Raw genomic sequence first — 15,479 nt, 5'->3', positions numbered from 1 at the left:
GCGCCGAACCCTCTGGCGAACCATTTCCGGAGGCTTCAGCGGTGCAGCTCCTCGATCACCGGCGCGAAGGCCTCCATGTGGTGCTCCAGCACGGTGAAGTAGGAGAAGCCGAAGCGCTCGCGGTGGGCCCGCAGCTGGTCCGCCATGTCCTTGGGGCTGCCCAGCAGCAGCGCGGGGTGGTCCAGCAGCTGTTCCTCGGTGAGGTCGGGGGCGTACGGCCTCAGCTCGCGGGCCTTGGCGCGGCGGGCGTCGGTGTTCTCGACCATCTGGATCAGATAGTTCAGCTCGGCGGGCTCCGAGCCCGCTGTGGCCCCGGCCCCGGCCCCGGCTCCGGCCCCGGCTCCGGTCCCGGCTTCGGCGGCGAAGCGGTGGAAGGCCGCCACCCGCTCCTCCAGCGCCTCCGGGCTGATGATCTTCACGGGGCCGGGCGCGTCGTCCGGGGCCTGGACCGCGCCCGTGAAGGCCGCGATCTGCGCGTGGCGTGCGGCCACCCGCAGCAGCCGGTCGCCGTTGCCGCCCAGGAGCAGCGGCGGGCGCGGCGTCTGCGCGGGCCGCGGCTGCTGCTCGGGGTCGGTCAGCAGCCGCTCCAGCTCACGGACGGTGTGCTCCAGGTGGTCCACCCGCTCGCGCGGCGACCCGAACGGCAGCCCGGCGCTGTCGTGCTCGGCCTTCACGTACCCCGCCCCGAGGCCCAGCTCCAGCCGTCCCCCGGTGAGCGTGTCGCAGGTGGCCACCGCGCGTGCCAGCAGGGCCGGGTTCCAGAAGCCCAGGTTGAGGACGAAGGTGCCGAGCCGCGGCCGCTCGGTGACCTCGGCGGCGGCCACCAGCGCGGCGAACGGCGCGGGCATGCCCAGGTGGTCGGGGACCAGCAGGACGTCGTAGCCCAGCCGGTCGGCGCGGCGGCACTTCTCCCGCCATGCCGGGGCCGATTCGAGCGTGAGCAGATTGACTCCGAAGCGGAACGGCCTCGCCATGAGCCCTCCTCGACCGGGGAATGACCCGAACCTATCGGAGCGCGGTGCTCATTGGTCAGCTCTCGTGTGCCGTGTACGCCCGGGTGAAGATCTGCATGCGGCCCAGCACCGAGTCGGCCGTGGGGCGTTCCATCCGGTCCACGATCCGGCCGTCGTCGAGGAAGAGCACCAGGTCGGAGTGGGCAGCCGCGCTCGGGTCGTGGGTCACCATGACGACCGTCTGCCCCAGTTCGTCGACCGCCTCGCGCAGGAAGGTCAGCACCTCCAGGCCCGCCCGCGAGTCCAGGTTGCCGGTCGGCTCGTCCGCGAAGATCAGCTCGGGGCGGGAGGCCAGCGCCCGCGCGCAGGCCACCCGCTGCTGCTGGCCGCCCGACAGCTGGGTGGGCCGGTGCTTCAGGCGGTCCCGCAGCCCGAGGGTGTCGATGACCCGCTCCAGCCACTCCGGGTCGGGCTTCTGGCCCGCGATGTCCATGGGCAGGGTGATGTTCTCGACCGCGTTCAGGGTGGGCAGCAGATTGAACGACTGGAACATGAAGCCGATCCGGTCGCGCCGCAGCTGGGTCAGCCGGCGGTCGTCGAGCCCAGTGATCTCGGTGTCGCCCAGCCAGACCTGGCCCGAGGAGACCGTGTCGAGACCCGCCAGGCAGTGCATCAGCGTGGACTTGCCGGAACCGGACGGCCCCATCACCGCGGTGAACCTGCCCCGCTCGATCTCCACGTCCACCGCGTCCAGGGCGATCACGGCGGTCTCGCCGCTGCCGTACGCCTTGGTCAGGTCGCGGGCCCGGGCCGCCGGGCGAGCGCCGCCCTCCGCGTACCCGTCCGTCTTCGTTGCCGCCGGTGTGGACACAAACGCCTCCCGTATCGGAACGGTTTGCCCTCGATGTTAGGGGGTGTCTTGCCGGTCATGCCGGGCTCGCGACGCCTGGCACGGCACCTCGCGCCCCCGCGCTCGTCGCCCTGCGCCCCCAGCTACCGCTGGGAGGTGCCCCCTGACGCCGCTCGCTGATCCGGCCTGATCGACAAGACACCCCCTGGGATCCGCCCGCTTCCGCGCGCCGTTGGCGCAGCTAGCAAATATGCGCTAGCTTGATGGTGTGGCTAAGACACAGCTGAACGTCCGGGTCGACGAAACCACCGCTGAGGTGGCCCGGGAGCGTGCGCTACAGCGGGGAGTGAGCGTGAACCGCTACATCGAAGAGCTGGTGCGGCAGGACGCGGGCGAGGTGGGCCACAAGTTCGTGGAGGCCGCGGCCGACTTCATGAAACAGTACCAATCGGTCTTCGACGAGGAATTCGGCCGCGAGCTCGGCCGGGATCTTGGCCGTGAACCCGGTCGGGAGCTCGGAGGCGAAGCGCGCCCTTGACCGTGCGTATCGATCTCGCCTGGCTTCTGATGATCGCCGAACACAACACCCCGGGGGATCCGCGCGTCACCGACTACGGTGCGCTGGTCGCCGCCGTGAGCCGGCACGAGGCGGAGATATTCGGCACCCCGATCTACCCCGAACCGCAGGAGCGGGCCGCCGCGCTGTTGCAGCTGCTGCTTCTGGTGCCGGCCCTGGAACGCTCGAACGCGCTGTTCGCGTCGGCCGTCGCGTACGCGTACCTGGTGGCGAGCGGCCTGAAGGTGGCCACCTCGCCGGAGCGGGTGCGGGATCTGGCGCGCCTGGTGCACGACGGCGCGGTGGATGTGCACGCGATCGCGGACGAGCTGCGCCGGTGGAGCGTCTAGCGGGACACCTCGTATGACTCGCCCTATGACTCCGGGCGCCGCACCACGCCCAGGGTGCAGGGCGAGGTGGGCAGCGGCAGTCCCCGTTCGGGGAGCCGCAGCGACCGGTGGGTGACGGGCTCGAAGCCCACCCGCGCCATCTCCACCCGCACCTCGCGCCCGGTGTGACACCCGCCGAACATCAGCGGCCACACCGTCCGGTCCAGCACCCCCTGCGTCATCGCCATGGCCCGCCCCTCCGCCCGCCCGTGCTCCAGGAATCGCAGCTCACCGCCCGGCCGCAGCACCCGCATCAGTTCGGCCAGGGTGCGCTGGACGTCCCGTACGGAGCACAGCACCAGACACGCCACCGCCGCGTCGAACGCCTCGCTCTTGACCGGCAGCGCCTCAGCGACCCCGGGCACCACGTCCACCGGCACCTCGGCCCGGTGGCCCGCCCGCACCGCCAGGCGGCGCAGATGGCGCTCGGGCTCGATGGCGACGACCTCGGAGACGGTGCTCGGGTAGTGCACGAAGTTCAGGCCGTTGCCGGCGCCGATCTCGATGACCCGGCCGGACAGCCCGGCCAGCAGCTCGCTACGGAGTTCGGCGACACCGGCCCGTTCGTCGGCGACGGGACCGACCTTGGCCCAGAAGCGGGCGAAGAGCGGGTGGTGGACGGCTTCGCGCGGGGGCCGGGGACGGCGTACGGGCATGGGTGACACCCCTTTTCGAGCGGGACGGCTGTATACCGGTACCGGGAGTCTGCCCACGCCGCCCCCACCGCTACGCCGTGCGGTGCCCCTTCGTGCAGTGCTCCTTCACGAAGCGCTCCGCGTCCCACACGCCGTCCAGCCGCGGTGCCAGCCACCCCGGGGCCGCCGCGCGGAAGTCGGCGGGCGACAGGGCCCCGGCCCGTTCGGGGACGGCGCCCAGCAGCGGAGCGCCCGCCGCCTCCGGCAGGTCGGTCCTGTTGCAGCGGGAGGCGAGGTCCGCGTCCGCGGGCCAGCTGCCGATGACGACGCCGGGGAAGCGCAGGCCCCGGGTGCGCAGCGCCTCCGCCGTGAGGGCCGTGGCGTTGAGCGTGCCCAGGCCCGCATGGGCGACGACCAGGACCGGGGCGTCGAGCAGCCGGGCCGCGTCGGCGAGCGTCGCGCCGGTCTCGTCGAACCGTACGAGCAGGCCGCCCGCGCCCTCGACCAGCACCAGATCGTGCTCGGCGGCCAGCTTCTCCGCCGCCTCCGCGATCTCGTGCGGGCGGACGGCGGGGCGCCCGGCACGGCGCGCCGCGGTGTCGGGCGCCAGCGGCTCGGGGTAGCGGGCGAGTTCCCGCAGGGTCACGTCACCGGCGAGCCGGGCCACCTCGGCGGCGTCGCCCGGTTCGTCCGGAGCGACGCCGGTCTGCGCGGGTTTGAGCACGGCGACCGACCGGCCGTGGGACAGCGCCGCCGCCGCGACGGCCGCCGTGGTGACGGTCTTGCCGACCTCCGTGCCGGTGCCGGTCACGACCAGTACTGACATCTGTTGCTTCGTGCCTCTCGCTGTTGTCTCGCTCGTTGTCCCGCTGTTGCGCGGTCAGCCCGCCGTGGCGGCGGCCGCCCGTACCGCCGCGCAGATACGGGCCAGATCGTCGTCGCCCGTGATGTAGGGCGGCATGGTGTAGAGCATGTCGCGGAACGGCCGCAGCCACACGCCCTCGCGCACCGCCGCCCGCGATGCCGCCGCCATCCCCGCGTCGTCCAGCGGGTGGTCCAGCTGGACGACGCCGATCGCGCCGAGCACCCGTACCTCCCGTACGCCCGGCAGCTCGGCGGCGGGCGTCAGCCCGTCCCGCAGCCCCGTCTCGATCCGCTTGATCTCCTGCCGCCAGTCGTAGGACAGCAGCAGGTCGATCGAGGCGCCCGCGACGGCGGAGGCCAGCGGATTGCCCATGAACGTCGGGCCGTGGGCGAGCACGGGAAGCTCGCCGCGCGAGATGCCGTCCGCCACCCGCGGGGTGCACAGCGTGGCGGCCATCGTCAGATAACCGCCGGTCAGCGCCTTGCCCAGGCACATCACATCGGGGCTGACCCCGGCGTGTTCGGCCGCGAAGAGCGCTCCGGTGCGCCCGAACCCGGTGGCGATCTCGTCGAACACCAGCAGCACGTCATGCTCGTCGCACGCCTCGCGCAGCATCCGCAGCAGGGCGGGGGAGTGGAACCGCATGCCGCCCGCGCCCTGCACGACCGGTTCCACGATCACCGCGGCCAGCTCGTCCGCGTGCCGGGCCACCAGCTCGCGCACATGGGCCTCGTACGCCGGGTCGGGCTCGGCGTCGAAGCCGGGAGGCGGCGCGTCGGCGAAGATCTGCTCGGGCAGGACGCCCGACCACAGCCGGTGCATGCCGCCGTCCGGGTCGCACACCGCCATCGGCTGCCAGGTGTCGCCGTGGTAGCCGCCGCGCCAGGTCAGCAGCCGCTGCTTGGCGGGGCGGCCGAGGGAGCGCCAGTACTGGAGGCACATCTTGACCGCGACCTCGACCGACACCGAGCCCGAGTCGGCGAGGAAGACGTGCCGGAGCGGTTCGGGCGTGATCTCCACGAGCCGGGCGGCCAGCCGCACGGCGGGCTCATGGGTGAGCCCGCCGAACATCACGTGGCTCATCCGGTCGAGCTGACCGCGCGCCGCGTCGTTGAGCACCGGGTGGTTGTAGCCGTGGATGGCGGACCACCACGACGACATCCCGTCCACCAGCTCCCGTACGCCCTCGACCGGTTCGGCGAGCCGCAGCCGGACCCCGGCCGCGGACTCCACGACGAGCGGGTCCGCGCGGCCGGGCATCGGTGCGTACGGATGCCAGACGTGCTGCCGGTCCAGCGCCAGCAGCGCGTCGGGCGTCAGCGGCTCAGGCATTGGGCGGCAGTTCCGTCCCCGCGCCCCGGCGGCGCACCGCGACCAGGTCCGCGTGCGACTCCCCGGCCGCCACCGCGACGGGCTCGGCGACGGGTTCGGTGAGGGGCTCGGCGGGGGCGGTGCCGGCGGTGTGGTCGGCGGTCCCGGGCGCGTCGCCGCAGGGGGCGCAGCCGCCGCCCTCCGCGCCGTGCGAGCCGCAGCCGCCGCCGGCCGCCGCGAGGGCGTCGGCGCGGTGCGCGGGCAGCGTCCTGGTGTCCGTGCCCTCCACCTCGAAGCCCGCGTCGGCGATCATGTCCAGGTCGTCCTTGCCCGACTGGCCCTCGGTGGTCAGATAGTCGCCGAGGAAGATCGAGTTCGCCAGGTGCAGGGCCAGCGGCTGGAGCGTCCGCAGGTGGATCTCGCGCCCGCCCGCGAGCCGCACCTCCACGTCCGGGCACACGAACCGCACCATGGCGAGGATGCGCAGACAGCGCTGCGGGGTGAGGTTCCAGTCCCCGGCCAGCGGGGTGCCCTCGATGGGGATGAGGAAGTTGACCGGCACCGAGTCCGGGTTGAGCTCGCGCAGCGAGAAGACCACGTCGACCAGGTCCTCGTCGCGCTCGCCCATGCCCGCGATCAGCCCGGAGCAGGCCGACATGCCCGCGGACTGGGCCTGCTGCACGGTGGAGACCCGGTCGGCGTAGGTGTGGGTGGTGGTGATGTCGCCGTACGTGGCCTCGGAGGTGTTGAGGTTGTGGTTGTACGCGTCGGCGCCCGCCTCCCGAAGCCGCTCCGCCTGCCCGTCGGACAGCAGTCCGAGACACGCGCAGATCTCCACGTCCTCGTTCTGTTCCTTGATCGCGGCGATGGTCTTGGAGACCCGGTCCACGTCCCGGTCCGTCGGCCCGCGGCCGCTGGCGACCAGGCAGACCCGCTTGGCGCCGCCCGCGACCCCGGCCTCCGCCGCGGCCGCCGCCTGGTCCGGCTTGAGCCAGGTGTACTTGAGGATCTCGGACGTCGAGCCGAGCCGCTGCGAGCAGTACCCACAGTCCTCGGGGCACAGCCCGGACTTGAGGTTCACCAGGTAGTTGAGCTTCACCCGCCGCCCGAACCACCGACGGCGCACCTTGCCCGCGGCGGCCACCACATCCAGCACGTCGTCGTCGGAAGTCGCCAATACCGCGAGAGCCTCTGCGCGGGTCGGCGACTCGCCCCGCAGCCCCTTGTCCACCAGCGTGTTCAGCAGGTCCATGGCGGAGATCCTGTCTTACGGCACCGCTCCTGGCCAAGGAGGGACCGTACAAGACGCGGCGTTCGGGGTGTGTGTATTGCCACACCCTGCCCACGCATGGGCACGACTACCTTCTATCCGGACCCCACAGTCGGCGCCCGGCCCCCGCCCGGCCGGTGCCCGGCCCGTGCCCGCCCGTGCCCGAAGGAAGGCGAGGAAGCCGATGCCCCAGGACCGCCAGGACGCCCCGTTCGCGTGGATCGACGCGGCACAGGAGCAGCGCGGGCGTGCCGGGCTGCGGCGCGTGCTCACGCCCCGGCCCGCCGACTCACCGCTGCTGGACCTGGCGAGCAACGACTATCTGGGCCTGTCCCGGCACCCCGAGGTGACGGCCGCCGCGGCGGAGGCGGCGCGCCGCTGGGGCGCCGGGTCGACCGGCTCCCGGCTGGTCACCGGGTCCACGGAGCTGCACACGGCGCTGGAGGCGGAGCTGGCCGCGTTCTGCGGCTTCGACGCGGCGCTGGTGTTCTCCTCGGGGTACGCCGCCAACCTGGCCGCGGTCTCGGCGCTGAGCGGGCGGGGCGCGCTCATCGTCTCCGACGCGGGGAACCACGCCTCGCTCATCGACGGCTGCCGGCTCTCCCGCGCCGAGGTCGCCGTCGCCCCGCACGCCGACCCCGACGCCGCGGCCAAGGTGCTCGACGGGGCCCGGAAGGAGGACCCGGACCGGCGCGCGCTCGTCGTCTCCGACTCCGTCTTCTCGGTGGACGGCGACGTGGCGCCGCTGACCGGGCTCGCCGCCGCCTGCCGGGCGCACGGCGCGGCGCTGGTCGTGGACGACGCCCACGGCCTGGGGGTGGTGGGCGACGGCGGGCGCGGCGCCCCGTACGCCGCCGGGCTGGCGGGCGCGCCGGACGTGGTGGTCACCGCCACCCTGTCGAAGTCGCTGGGCAGTCAGGGCGGGGTGGTGCTGGGGCCCGCCCGGGTGATCGAGCACCTGGTGAACACCGCACGCACGTTCATCTTCGACACCGGCCTCAACCCGGCCGCCGCGGGCGCCGCCCTGGCGAGCCTGCGGCTGCTGAGCCGGGAGCCGGAGCGCGCCGCCCGGGCCCGTACGGTCGCGGCGCGGCTGCACGCACGGCTGACCGCCGCCGGGCTCAGCGCGGCGCGGCCCGACGCCTCGGTGGTGTCGGTGCGCGCGCCGTCCCCGGAGCAGGCGGTGCGGTGGGCCGCGGACTGCCGTGCGGCCGGTCTGGTGGTGGGCTGCTTCCGTCCCCCGTCCGTCCCCGACGGCATCTCGCGGGTACGGCTCACCGCTCGCGCGGATCTGACGGATCAGCAGGTGGAGGAGGCGGCCGACGTGATCGTGGGGACCGCACCGGCCGCCTGACGGATCGGTGTCCGGCGGTGTGGCGTCCTCCCGGCTACGGCCGGGAGGCGGCCCCGGAACCGGTGTCACCGAGATCGCCGTGGCACAGGTCCTCGACGAACGAGGTCCAGGCCGACGGGCGGAACAGCAAGGCGGGTCCCGCGGTGTACTTCGAGTCCCGCACGGCGAGCAGGCCCGGGCTCAGCCGGGCCGTTTCGACGCAATTGTTCATTCCGACGCTGTAACTGCTCTTCAGCCAGACAGCGGACTTGACGGACAGATCGGACATGGTGCCCCTCTCAGGCGCCGCCCCCGATTTTCGAGATGAGGATCAACGAATCCTCGGGTGACAGGGCGTTGGTCCGCAGCACATCGAATGCGCTGCTGTACGCCCGGAGGTCTTCTTTCCGCTCCAGATAGAGGCTACTCGTCAAATGGTCGAGAACTACTACGTCGAGGTCAGTAATGTGCGGAAAAGAGAAGATAATGAAAGGACCGGTAATACCGATGGGCATTCCGGCGGAGAACGGCAGCACCTGCAATCTCACCTGCGGTAACGTGGCCATCTCCGCCAGCTGTCGCAGCTGAGCCCGCATCACCCCGGCGTCGCCCACCCCGCGCCGTAACACCGCCTCGTCGAGCACCGCGTGCAGCCGCAGCGGCCGCGCCTCGCGCAGCACCGACTGGCGCGCGATCCGCACCTCGACCAGCGTGTCCAGTTGGTCCTGCGGGAGGTCCGGCAGCGCCGCCCGGGTCACCGTCCGCGCGTAGTCCGCGGTCTGCAACAGCCCCGGCACCACCGTCGTCTCCAGCGTGTACGCGGCCGACGCCTCCGCCTCCAGGCTGATGAAGTCCCGGTAGGCGGGCGGCAGCAGATCGCGGTACGCGTACCACCAGCCGCGCCGCGACCCCTCCGGGTCCGAGGCGCCCCCGCCGCACAGCGCCTCCAGCAGCGCCCGCAGCTGCGGGTCGGTGACCCCGTACACCTCCAGCAGCCGCGCCACGTCCCCGGGCTTCGCCCCGCTGCGCCCGGTCTCGATCCGGCTCACCTTCGACTGGTGCCAGCTCAGCCGCCGCGCGGCCTCGCCGCTGGTGAGTCCCGCCAGATCGCGCTGGCGACGCAGTTCCTCGCCGAGCTTGCGGCGGCGTACCGCCGGGCCGTACCGCATCAGATCTCCCTCCCGCTGCCCGTCCGCTGTCCCGCCCTGTCGTGACCGTGGCCCAGTCTGCCCCGCAAATCCGGTCTTCCGTAGCAGAGTTCACCGCTTCGGGCGACAGATATATGCATAACTCGGTGGATCGCCCGCGTCATGGAGGGCATCGGTGGCAGTCTGACGGTCGGAGCCGCCGGGGCCGCCCACCCGGACCCCAAGGCTGCGCGGCGCCACCCGTGCGCGTCCGCAGCCGTGCCCCGGCGGGAAAGGGACAGGCCGTCATGGCAGACCATCAGGAAGCATCCGTCACTCTGCCGAGCGCGCCCGCCTCGGTTCCCGCGGCCCGCGCCTACGTGGGATGCGTGCTGGCCGAATGGGGACTCGGGGAAGGCGAGGAGGCCGCGGACACTGTGCGGCTCATCGTCTCCGAGCTCGCCACCAACGCCGTACAGCACACCCTGGGCGAATCGCCCACCTTCACCGTGGACATAAGGCTCGACCACGAGGGGCGGTTGGAGATCGGTGTCACCGACAGCCACCCCCGTCACCCCCGGCGGCTGTGCGCCGCGACCCACCAGGACAACGGACGGGGGCTGGTCATCATCGGCTGTCTGGCCGCCGAATCGGGCGGCGAGGTGTTCGTCACCCCCACCGCGGACGGCGGCAAGACCGTATGGATCGCGCTGCCGTGGCCCGTGCCGGTGCGCTAGCGGGTGTCCTGGGGCGCGTGATGGTGCGGCGCGGTCGGCGGCGGGTGGTGGCCCATCCGGTGGCGGATCCAGCGCGGGAGGGCGCCCCACAGCCCGCAGCACACCGCGAACGTGCCCATCGCCGCGGCGATCCCCGGGCCGCGCCCCAGCACCACGTCCACCACCAGCAGCACCGACCCGGTGAACGCCATCGTCAGCACGCACAGACCGGCCGCGGCCAGCTTCCCGGAGACGTCCACGACCCGTCGCTTGGCCCCCCTGCGGAACAGCGCCCGGTGCAGCGCCGCCGGGGCCGTGAACAGGACCGCCGCCACGACCGCGAGCAGCAGCGTGGCGACGTACGTGCCGCGCTGCACCTGGTCCAGCGACGCGAAGCGATCGGTGAAGGCCAGGGTCAGCAGGAAGGCGAACAGGATCTGCACACCCGTCTGGGTGACCCGCAGCTCCTGGAGCAGTTCGGCGAAGTTCCGGTCGTCACGCTCCAGCGCGGTCTCGCGACGGACGGTTCTCGGGGCGTCGTTCTTCATACTTTTACGAGTTACCGGATGTGCTCACACTACGCGCTCGACCTGCCCCGTAGCCGCCCGCGCCTCGGTCAGCTCCAGGATGCGCGCATACGTACGACCGGCGTCCGGACCGATCAGATAGTGGGGCATGTCGCCGCGCTCGATCACCCCGTACGGGCTCGTGCCCATCAGATACGAGGAGTAGAGGATCAGCCCGTTCGACTGACGCGGATCGACGGCCAGCGCCGAGAAGCCGGGGAACTCGTCCGTCTGGTAGACCCGCAAGCCGTCCGCCGCCGCCCCGTGGCGCTCCTTGAACCGGCCGAACCGCTCCAGCGAATCCTTGATCTTCCGGGTCATGTCCTCCTGGTACTGCCGCGACAGGGTGGCCGCCGCGTCCGAGGACGGATCCAGCAGGTAGCAGCGGTACACCCCGCCCCGGCGCAGCAAGCCCAGGACCGCGTCGCGGTAGCGGGCCGGGCGCTCGGTGGTGACCAGCCGGGACGACGAGGTGCGCAGCGCGGTGCCCATGTCGAGCACCTCCTCGGCCGCCGCGTCCAGCAGCCGCGCCTTCTCCGCCGAGCTCGGCCGCTCGGGATAGGCGTGCACGGGCGTGCCGCCCGCCAGCCCGCGGCCCGCCAGCCACGCCTTGGCCGCCTCGGCCGGGCCGCCGTCGCCCGCCATCAGATAGACGTCCTTGCCCTCGTGGCTGCCGACGTGCGCGAACAGCTCCGCATACCGGCCCGCGGTGCGGTACACGTCCTCCGAGACCGCCAGACAGTCCGGCGGGGTCGCCTTCTCCAGATGCGCGGCCAGATTGATGTCGGGGGAGTGGATGGTGCCGGTCCGGCCCTCCCCGGTGTGCCGTATCGCCCCCTTGTGCACCGCCATCCGCACATGCAGCTCGCCGTCCACCCCGGCCTGCGCGAACTCGTCCCGCAGATGCCGCAGATCGAGGGTGAGAAACGTCCGCGCCGCCTCCAGCGCGACATCGCGGGCCACGCTCTCGCTGTCGTCGTGGATCGCGAAGAACCCCCCGTCCCCGCGCCAGTTCCACAGATCGCTGCGGGCACAGCGGTGCTGCGCGGAGACCTGGCCGATGCGCGCCCGCATCCGCTCCCGCAGCAGATCGAAGGCGCCCGCGGCCCGGTCCCTGGGGTTCGAGCGGACGATCGTCGAATAGCCGGAGGTGTCGACGAAGACGAGATACACCTGGTCGTAGGTCCGGTCCGCCTGGAACTGGCCGCTCACCGTAGCTCCCCCTCCCGGTGCCGGTCTCCCCGAACCGGCACCGGCCCACGCTAACGCCTCGCGGGGGCGGTCACACCAGACCACGCCGGAAGGTGACGGGGACCAGGGCGCCCCTGATCCGCCGTCAACCTACCGCCGGGGTCCGGCAATCGGCCGGTCAGCGCACATGTCCGTAACTGACCTTGCCCGTCCAGATCCGCTCCAGCCGCACCACCGTGCCCGCCTTGGGGGCATGCCAGATCCGGCCGCTCCCCGCGTAGAGGCCGACGTGGTAGACGCTGCCTCCCGCATGGAAGAAGACCAGGTCACCGTGTTTGCGGGCGGACACCTTTATGTGACGGGTGCGGTTGTACTGGGCCGCGGCGGTGCGCGGCAGGCGCTTCCCGGCGCGCTTGTACGCGTACTGGGTGAGCCCCGAGCAGTCGAAGCGGTGCGGGCCCGCCGCCCCGTACACATAGGGCGCGCCCTTCTTCGAGGCCGCGATCCGCAGCGCCTTGGCCGCCACGGTCGCCGCGTCGGCCTGCTGCGGCAGACCGGGCACCGTCACGGTGCCGCCGACGGCGACGGCGGTGAGGGCCGAGAGGGCACCGGTCCGGGAGACCATTCTGGGGATCCGTATGTGCGCGGTCATCTCGCACACCACCCTTCGGTGGCCGGGTTCGGGTCGTCCCAGGGATGGTCGCCCGCCGCGGCCGCCGGTTCCGAGCCGAGCGGGCGGGGTGTGAGGGTGGTCACGGCTCCGCTGTTCGGGTGACCGGGCCGGGCCGCGGCCCGCCCTCCGGCCTGCGGCGACGGCGGTTTCGGCGCCGTCGGCCGCAACCCGGCGGCGGCCTCGCGCCGGGCTCCGCGCTACGCCGTTCGGGCGACGCCGCGGGGGCCCCGGGCGCGAGCGCGATCAACGCGGCGAGACGGGCGGCAGCGTCACCCGCTCGGAGCGCCGCTCCCCGTCCAGCACGCGCAGCGCACGGTCCAGCGTCGCGGTGTGCAGTTCGCTCTCGCCCCGGTCGTGCATCAGCGCCAGCGCGTCCCGCAGCGCGATGGCCTTCCCGACCAGCGCCTGGGCGGCGCGCAGACCGCCGTAGGTGTCATGGCCGCGCGCCGGGTTGATCCGGCCGAGCAGGTCGACGGCCTCCAGGTAGCCGTCCACGAGGCGCCCCTCCGCGCGGGTCAGCGCGGGCAGCGGGGGAAGTTCCGGTGGAAGCATCGCGCGATCACCGTGCCCCGGGCAGCGCACCAGGACGCTTACGGCTCTGGGTGACCCCGTCCACCAGCCCGTACGCCACCGCGGCCGCGGCGTCGAAGATCCGGTCGCGGTCGATGTCCGCGCGGATCCGCTCGGCGCTCTGCCCGGTGTGCCGCGCCAGCATCTCCTCCAGCAGCGCCTGGGTCCGCAGCAGCTCACCGGCCTGGATCTCCAGGTCCGAGGTGGTCCCCTCGACGGGCTCGCTGAGCGCCGCCTGATGGATCAGCACCCGCGCGCCCGGCAGCGCCAGCCGCTTGCCCGGCGCCCCGGCGGCGAGCAGCACCGCGGCGGCGGACGCGGCCTGGCCCAGGCAGATGGTCTCGATGTCGCAGGTGACGAAGTGCATCGTGTCGTAGATCGCCGTCATCGCGCCGAACGAGCCGCCCGGGGAGTTGATGTAGAGCGAGACGTCCTGGTCGGGCCCGGCGTGTTCGAGGTGGATGAGCTGCGCGATCACATCGTTGGCCGCCGTGTCGTCGATGGGCGTGCCGAGGAAGACGATGCGCTCGGAGAGCAGTTTGGAGTAGGGGTCCATGGTGCGCACGCCGCTGCTGGTGCGCTCGGTGAGCTCGGGCAGGACGTAGCGCGCCGTCGGTCGTTCCATCGCGGTCACCTTCTCGTGGGTCTCTCGGGGATTTGACTCCGTAAAAAATGTACAGGATGTACGTCCCGTACGATGGGGAGCATGGCGTACGAGATTCCGGTGACGCAAGCCCGGGCGGAACTGGCGGACCTGATCAACCGCGTGGTCTACGGCGGTGAGCGGGTGGTCCTCACCCGGCATGGAAAGCCGCTGGTCGCCCTGGTGTCCTCGGCTGACCTGCAACGACTCGACGCGGTCGAGGCGGAGGCGGCGGAGGAGCAGGTGATCAGTACGGTGTCGGCGATGCGCCCGACCTCGTCCGCTCCCGGCGAACGGCGGCGCTTCGGTATCGCGGCAGAACACCGCGGCCCGGACGCCGGGGATCGGCGTCCGGGCCGCGAGTGATGACGGCTGGAGAAGTGTCGATCAGGAGCTGAGCTCCCAGACCGCGTGGGCGATCGCGTCGGTGTTGCGGTCCAGCGCGGTGTCGTCCACGTTGGACGTCTTGTCGCACGCGGAGTGGTAGCACGGGTCGAACGGCTCGCCCGCCTTGCCGCCCCACGCGTCCGCCTGCGCCTGGGACTTGGTGGACTCGGCGCCGGTGAACAGCCCGCCGACCCGCACCCCCGCGTCCTTGAACGGGGCGTGGTCCGAGCGGCCGTCGCCCTCGGTCTCCTTCTCGGTCGCGATGTTCTTGGCCGCGTACCAGTCCTTGAAGACCTTCTCCAGCTCCGGGTCGTCGTCGTAGACGAAGTACCCGGGGTTGGGGGAGCCGAGCATGTCGAAGTTCAGATACGAGTCGATCTTCGACTTCTCGTCCGACTTCAGGCTGTCCACGTAGTGGGTGGAGCCGATCATGCCGTCCTCCTCGTCGCCCCACCAGGCGAACCGCAGATGCTTGGTGGGCTTGAGGTCGGCCTTGGCCACGGCGAGCGCGACCTCCAGGATCGCGGCGGAGCCCGATCCGTTGTCGTTGATGCCGGGTCCGGCCTCGACCGAGTCGAGATGCGATCCGGCCATGAGCACCTTGTCGGCGCTCCCGCCCGGCCAGTCGGCGACGAGGTTGTAGCCCTTGGCGCCGCCCGAGGTGAACTCCTGGACGCCGGTTTTGAATCCCGCCGCGTCCAGCTTGCCCTTGATGTAATCCAGGGACGCCCGGTAGCCGGGCTGCCCGTGGGCGCGGTTGCCGCCGTGTTCGTCGGCGATCGTCTGGAACTGGTCCAGATCGGCCTTGACCGCCTTCACGTCGATGTCCGGCGCGGCGGCGCGGGGGGTGATGGTGGCCTGGGCCGCGGAGGCCCCGCTCAGCAGGGCGGCGGCGAGGGCGGCGCAGGTTCCGGCCGCGAGCGTGCCGCGGCGAAAGGGTGCTATGCGATGCACAGTTGGGCTCCGTAGTGATGTGGGGGGTTCGTGCGGAGCTGATAGATCATGATGCGGACATGAGGATCATCGTTTTTCCGTGCAACCGTCAAGGGCGATTCTTTGCCGACGCGTTAACCAGCCTGAAACGCCGCCCATCTAGCCTTCGATAGTCGTGCGTGAGGATGAGGTGGGACGACGTGCATTTGACGCCGCACGAGCAGGAACGCCTGCTCATTCATGTGGCAGCTGACGTGGCTGAAAAGCGACGGGCCCGGGGTGTGCTGCTCAACCATCCCGAGGCCATCGCGCTGATCACCGTGCACATCCTGGAGGGTGCCCGGGACGGCCGTACCGTCGCCGAGCTGATGGCCTCCGGGCGCAAGGTGCTCACCCGCGACGAGGTCATGGAGGGCATCCCCGAGATGATCCACGACGTCCAGGTCGAGGCCACCTTCCCGGACGGCACCAAGCTCGTCACCGTCCACCAGCCGATCGTCTGACGGGAGAC

Annotated in this window: 20 protein-coding genes; 6 read left to right on the top strand and 14 right to left on the bottom strand. The window is 72.1% G+C overall.

The features are described from left to right. Positions 1-35 precede the first annotated feature (35 nt). Together LCH29_RS32945 and LCH29_RS32940 are read right to left on the bottom strand one after the other, a co-directional pair. The gene (locus tag LCH29_RS32945; RefSeq protein WP_446465354.1) at positions 36-974 is read right to left on the bottom strand and encodes a TIGR03621 family F420-dependent LLM class oxidoreductase; all 939 of its coding nucleotides are present in this window, start codon (positions 972-974) and stop codon (positions 36-38) included. A gap of 55 nt (positions 975-1,029) precedes the next feature. Beyond that, positions 1,030-1,824 (bottom strand): ABC transporter ATP-binding protein, encoded by a 795-nt coding sequence (locus LCH29_RS32940; RefSeq protein WP_446465353.1) that lies wholly within the window; start codon positions 1,822-1,824, stop codon positions 1,030-1,032. A gap of 247 nt (positions 1,825-2,071) precedes the next feature. Between LCH29_RS32940 and LCH29_RS32935 the strand changes: the two genes are divergently transcribed. Then, entirely contained in the window at positions 2,072-2,341 is a 270-nt protein-coding gene (locus LCH29_RS32935; RefSeq protein WP_446465352.1) for a hypothetical protein, read from the top strand. Further along, entirely contained in the window at positions 2,338-2,709 is a 372-nt protein-coding gene (locus LCH29_RS32930) for a hypothetical protein (protein WP_009712939.1), read from the top strand. Before LCH29_RS32935 ends, LCH29_RS32930 begins: the two co-directional genes overlap by 4 nt. Positions 2,710-2,732: 23 nt before the next feature. On the opposite strand, the gene LCH29_RS32925 is transcribed toward LCH29_RS32930, so the two are convergent. The 4 genes from LCH29_RS32925 to bioB form a co-directional block, all read right to left on the bottom strand. Next, on the bottom strand, positions 2,733-3,404 hold the full coding sequence (locus LCH29_RS32925) for a class I SAM-dependent methyltransferase (protein WP_446465351.1): 672 nt from the start codon (positions 3,402-3,404) through the stop codon (positions 2,733-2,735). 70 nt (positions 3,405-3,474) lie between these two features. Then, positions 3,475-4,209: a dethiobiotin synthase gene (gene bioD, locus LCH29_RS32920; RefSeq protein WP_446465350.1), complete on the bottom strand. Its 735-nt coding sequence runs from the start codon at positions 4,207-4,209 to the stop codon at positions 3,475-3,477. Positions 4,210-4,263: 54 nt separating this feature from the next. Beyond that, entirely contained in the window at positions 4,264-5,580 is a 1,317-nt protein-coding gene (locus tag LCH29_RS32915) for an adenosylmethionine--8-amino-7-oxononanoate transaminase (protein ID WP_446465349.1), read from the bottom strand. Beyond that, entirely contained in the window at positions 5,573-6,811 is a 1,239-nt protein-coding gene (bioB, locus tag LCH29_RS32910; protein WP_446465348.1) for a biotin synthase BioB, read from the bottom strand. The genes LCH29_RS32915 and bioB overlap by 8 nt, the downstream gene beginning before the upstream one ends. A 202-nt stretch (positions 6,812-7,013) precedes the next feature. Here bioB and LCH29_RS32905 point away from each other — a divergent pair, with 202 nt between their 5' ends. After that, a complete protein-coding gene (locus LCH29_RS32905; RefSeq protein ID WP_446465347.1) occupies positions 7,014-8,183 on the top strand; it encodes an 8-amino-7-oxononanoate synthase in 1,170 nt (389 codons plus the stop codon). Between the two features lie 34 nt (positions 8,184-8,217). On the opposite strand, the gene LCH29_RS32900 is transcribed toward LCH29_RS32905, so the two are convergent. Further along, positions 8,218-8,451: a DUF397 domain-containing protein gene (locus LCH29_RS32900; protein ID WP_446465346.1), complete on the bottom strand. Its 234-nt coding sequence runs from the start codon at positions 8,449-8,451 to the stop codon at positions 8,218-8,220. A 10-nt stretch (positions 8,452-8,461) separates the two neighbouring features. Then, on the bottom strand, positions 8,462-9,331 hold the full coding sequence (locus tag LCH29_RS32895) for a helix-turn-helix domain-containing protein (protein ID WP_446465345.1): 870 nt from the start codon (positions 9,329-9,331) through the stop codon (positions 8,462-8,464). A 266-nt stretch (positions 9,332-9,597) separates the two neighbouring features. Here LCH29_RS32895 and LCH29_RS32890 point away from each other — a divergent pair, with 266 nt between their 5' ends. Further along, the gene (locus LCH29_RS32890) at positions 9,598-10,026 is read left to right on the top strand and encodes an ATP-binding protein (RefSeq protein ID WP_446465344.1); all 429 of its coding nucleotides are present in this window, start codon (positions 9,598-9,600) and stop codon (positions 10,024-10,026) included. On the opposite strand, the gene LCH29_RS32885 is transcribed toward LCH29_RS32890, so the two are convergent. The 5 genes from LCH29_RS32885 to LCH29_RS32865 form a co-directional block, all read right to left on the bottom strand. Next, on the bottom strand, positions 10,023-10,553 hold the full coding sequence (locus LCH29_RS32885; protein ID WP_446465343.1) for a DUF6328 family protein: 531 nt from the start codon (positions 10,551-10,553) through the stop codon (positions 10,023-10,025). The two genes, LCH29_RS32890 and LCH29_RS32885, sit on opposite strands and share 4 nt — an antisense overlap. A 24-nt stretch (positions 10,554-10,577) precedes the next feature. Next, the gene (locus LCH29_RS32880) at positions 10,578-11,783 is read right to left on the bottom strand and encodes a hypothetical protein (RefSeq protein ID WP_446465342.1); all 1,206 of its coding nucleotides are present in this window, start codon (positions 11,781-11,783) and stop codon (positions 10,578-10,580) included. 157 nt (positions 11,784-11,940) lie between these two features. Next, on the bottom strand, positions 11,941-12,414 hold the full coding sequence (locus LCH29_RS32875; protein WP_446465341.1) for a C40 family peptidase: 474 nt from the start codon (positions 12,412-12,414) through the stop codon (positions 11,941-11,943). A gap of 264 nt (positions 12,415-12,678) precedes the next feature. Next, positions 12,679-12,987 carry a hypothetical protein gene (locus tag LCH29_RS32870; RefSeq protein ID WP_446465340.1) on the bottom strand — a complete coding sequence of 103 codons (309 nt, stop codon included), beginning with the start codon at positions 12,985-12,987 and terminating at the stop codon, positions 12,679-12,681. Positions 12,988-12,994: 7 nt separating this feature from the next. Continuing rightward, a complete protein-coding gene (locus tag LCH29_RS32865; protein WP_446465339.1) occupies positions 12,995-13,630 on the bottom strand; it encodes an ATP-dependent Clp protease proteolytic subunit in 636 nt (211 codons plus the stop codon). A gap of 81 nt (positions 13,631-13,711) precedes the next feature. On the opposite strand from LCH29_RS32865, the gene LCH29_RS32860 reads away from it, so the two are divergent. After that, positions 13,712-14,014, top strand: a complete 303-nt coding sequence (locus LCH29_RS32860; protein WP_446465338.1) for a type II toxin-antitoxin system Phd/YefM family antitoxin — start codon at positions 13,712-13,714, stop codon at positions 14,012-14,014. Between the two features lie 21 nt (positions 14,015-14,035). On the opposite strand, the gene LCH29_RS32855 is transcribed toward LCH29_RS32860, so the two are convergent. Then, positions 14,036-14,989, bottom strand: coding sequence for a M28 family metallopeptidase (locus LCH29_RS32855; protein WP_446465337.1), 954 nt, complete (start codon positions 14,987-14,989; stop codon positions 14,036-14,038). Positions 14,990-15,168: 179 nt separating this feature from the next. On the opposite strand from LCH29_RS32855, the gene LCH29_RS32850 reads away from it, so the two are divergent. Continuing rightward, the gene (locus LCH29_RS32850; protein WP_446465336.1) at positions 15,169-15,471 is read left to right on the top strand and encodes an urease subunit gamma; all 303 of its coding nucleotides are present in this window, start codon (positions 15,169-15,171) and stop codon (positions 15,469-15,471) included. Positions 15,472-15,479: the final 8 nt, after the last annotated feature.

This window comes from Streptomyces sp. BRA346, from assembly GCF_052851135.1.
The sequence above is the reverse complement of the archived record's forward strand: the minus strand, read 5'-3'. Positions and strand labels throughout refer to the sequence as shown.

Excerpts from the sequence above, each read along its gene's own strand:
- LCH29_RS32945 (WP_446465354.1), bottom strand. The coding sequence starts at position 974 with ATGGCGAGGCCGTTCCGCTTCGGAGTCAATCTGCTCACGCTCGAATCG.
- LCH29_RS32925 (WP_446465351.1), bottom strand. The coding sequence starts at position 3,404 with ATGCCCGTACGCCGTCCCCGGCCCCCGCGCGAAGCCGTCCACCACCCG.
- bioD (WP_446465350.1), bottom strand. The coding sequence starts at position 4,209 with ATGTCAGTACTGGTCGTGACCGGCACCGGCACGGAGGTCGGCAAGACC.
- LCH29_RS32915 (WP_446465349.1), bottom strand. The coding sequence starts at position 5,580 with ATGCCTGAGCCGCTGACGCCCGACGCGCTGCTGGCGCTGGACCGGCAG.
- bioB (WP_446465348.1), bottom strand. The coding sequence starts at position 6,811 with ATGGACCTGCTGAACACGCTGGTGGACAAGGGGCTGCGGGGCGAGTCG.
- LCH29_RS32905 (WP_446465347.1), top strand. The coding sequence starts at position 7,014 with ATGCCCCAGGACCGCCAGGACGCCCCGTTCGCGTGGATCGACGCGGCA.
- LCH29_RS32900 (WP_446465346.1), bottom strand. The coding sequence starts at position 8,451 with ATGTCCGATCTGTCCGTCAAGTCCGCTGTCTGGCTGAAGAGCAGTTAC.
- LCH29_RS32895 (WP_446465345.1), bottom strand. The coding sequence starts at position 9,331 with ATGCGGTACGGCCCGGCGGTACGCCGCCGCAAGCTCGGCGAGGAACTG.
- LCH29_RS32890 (WP_446465344.1), top strand. The coding sequence starts at position 9,598 with ATGGCAGACCATCAGGAAGCATCCGTCACTCTGCCGAGCGCGCCCGCC.
- LCH29_RS32885 (WP_446465343.1), bottom strand. The coding sequence starts at position 10,553 with ATGAAGAACGACGCCCCGAGAACCGTCCGTCGCGAGACCGCGCTGGAG.
- LCH29_RS32875 (WP_446465341.1), bottom strand. The coding sequence starts at position 12,414 with ATGACCGCGCACATACGGATCCCCAGAATGGTCTCCCGGACCGGTGCC.
- LCH29_RS32870 (WP_446465340.1), bottom strand. The coding sequence starts at position 12,987 with ATGCTTCCACCGGAACTTCCCCCGCTGCCCGCGCTGACCCGCGCGGAG.
- LCH29_RS32865 (WP_446465339.1), bottom strand. The coding sequence starts at position 13,630 with ATGGAACGACCGACGGCGCGCTACGTCCTGCCCGAGCTCACCGAGCGC.
- LCH29_RS32860 (WP_446465338.1), top strand. The coding sequence starts at position 13,712 with ATGGCGTACGAGATTCCGGTGACGCAAGCCCGGGCGGAACTGGCGGAC.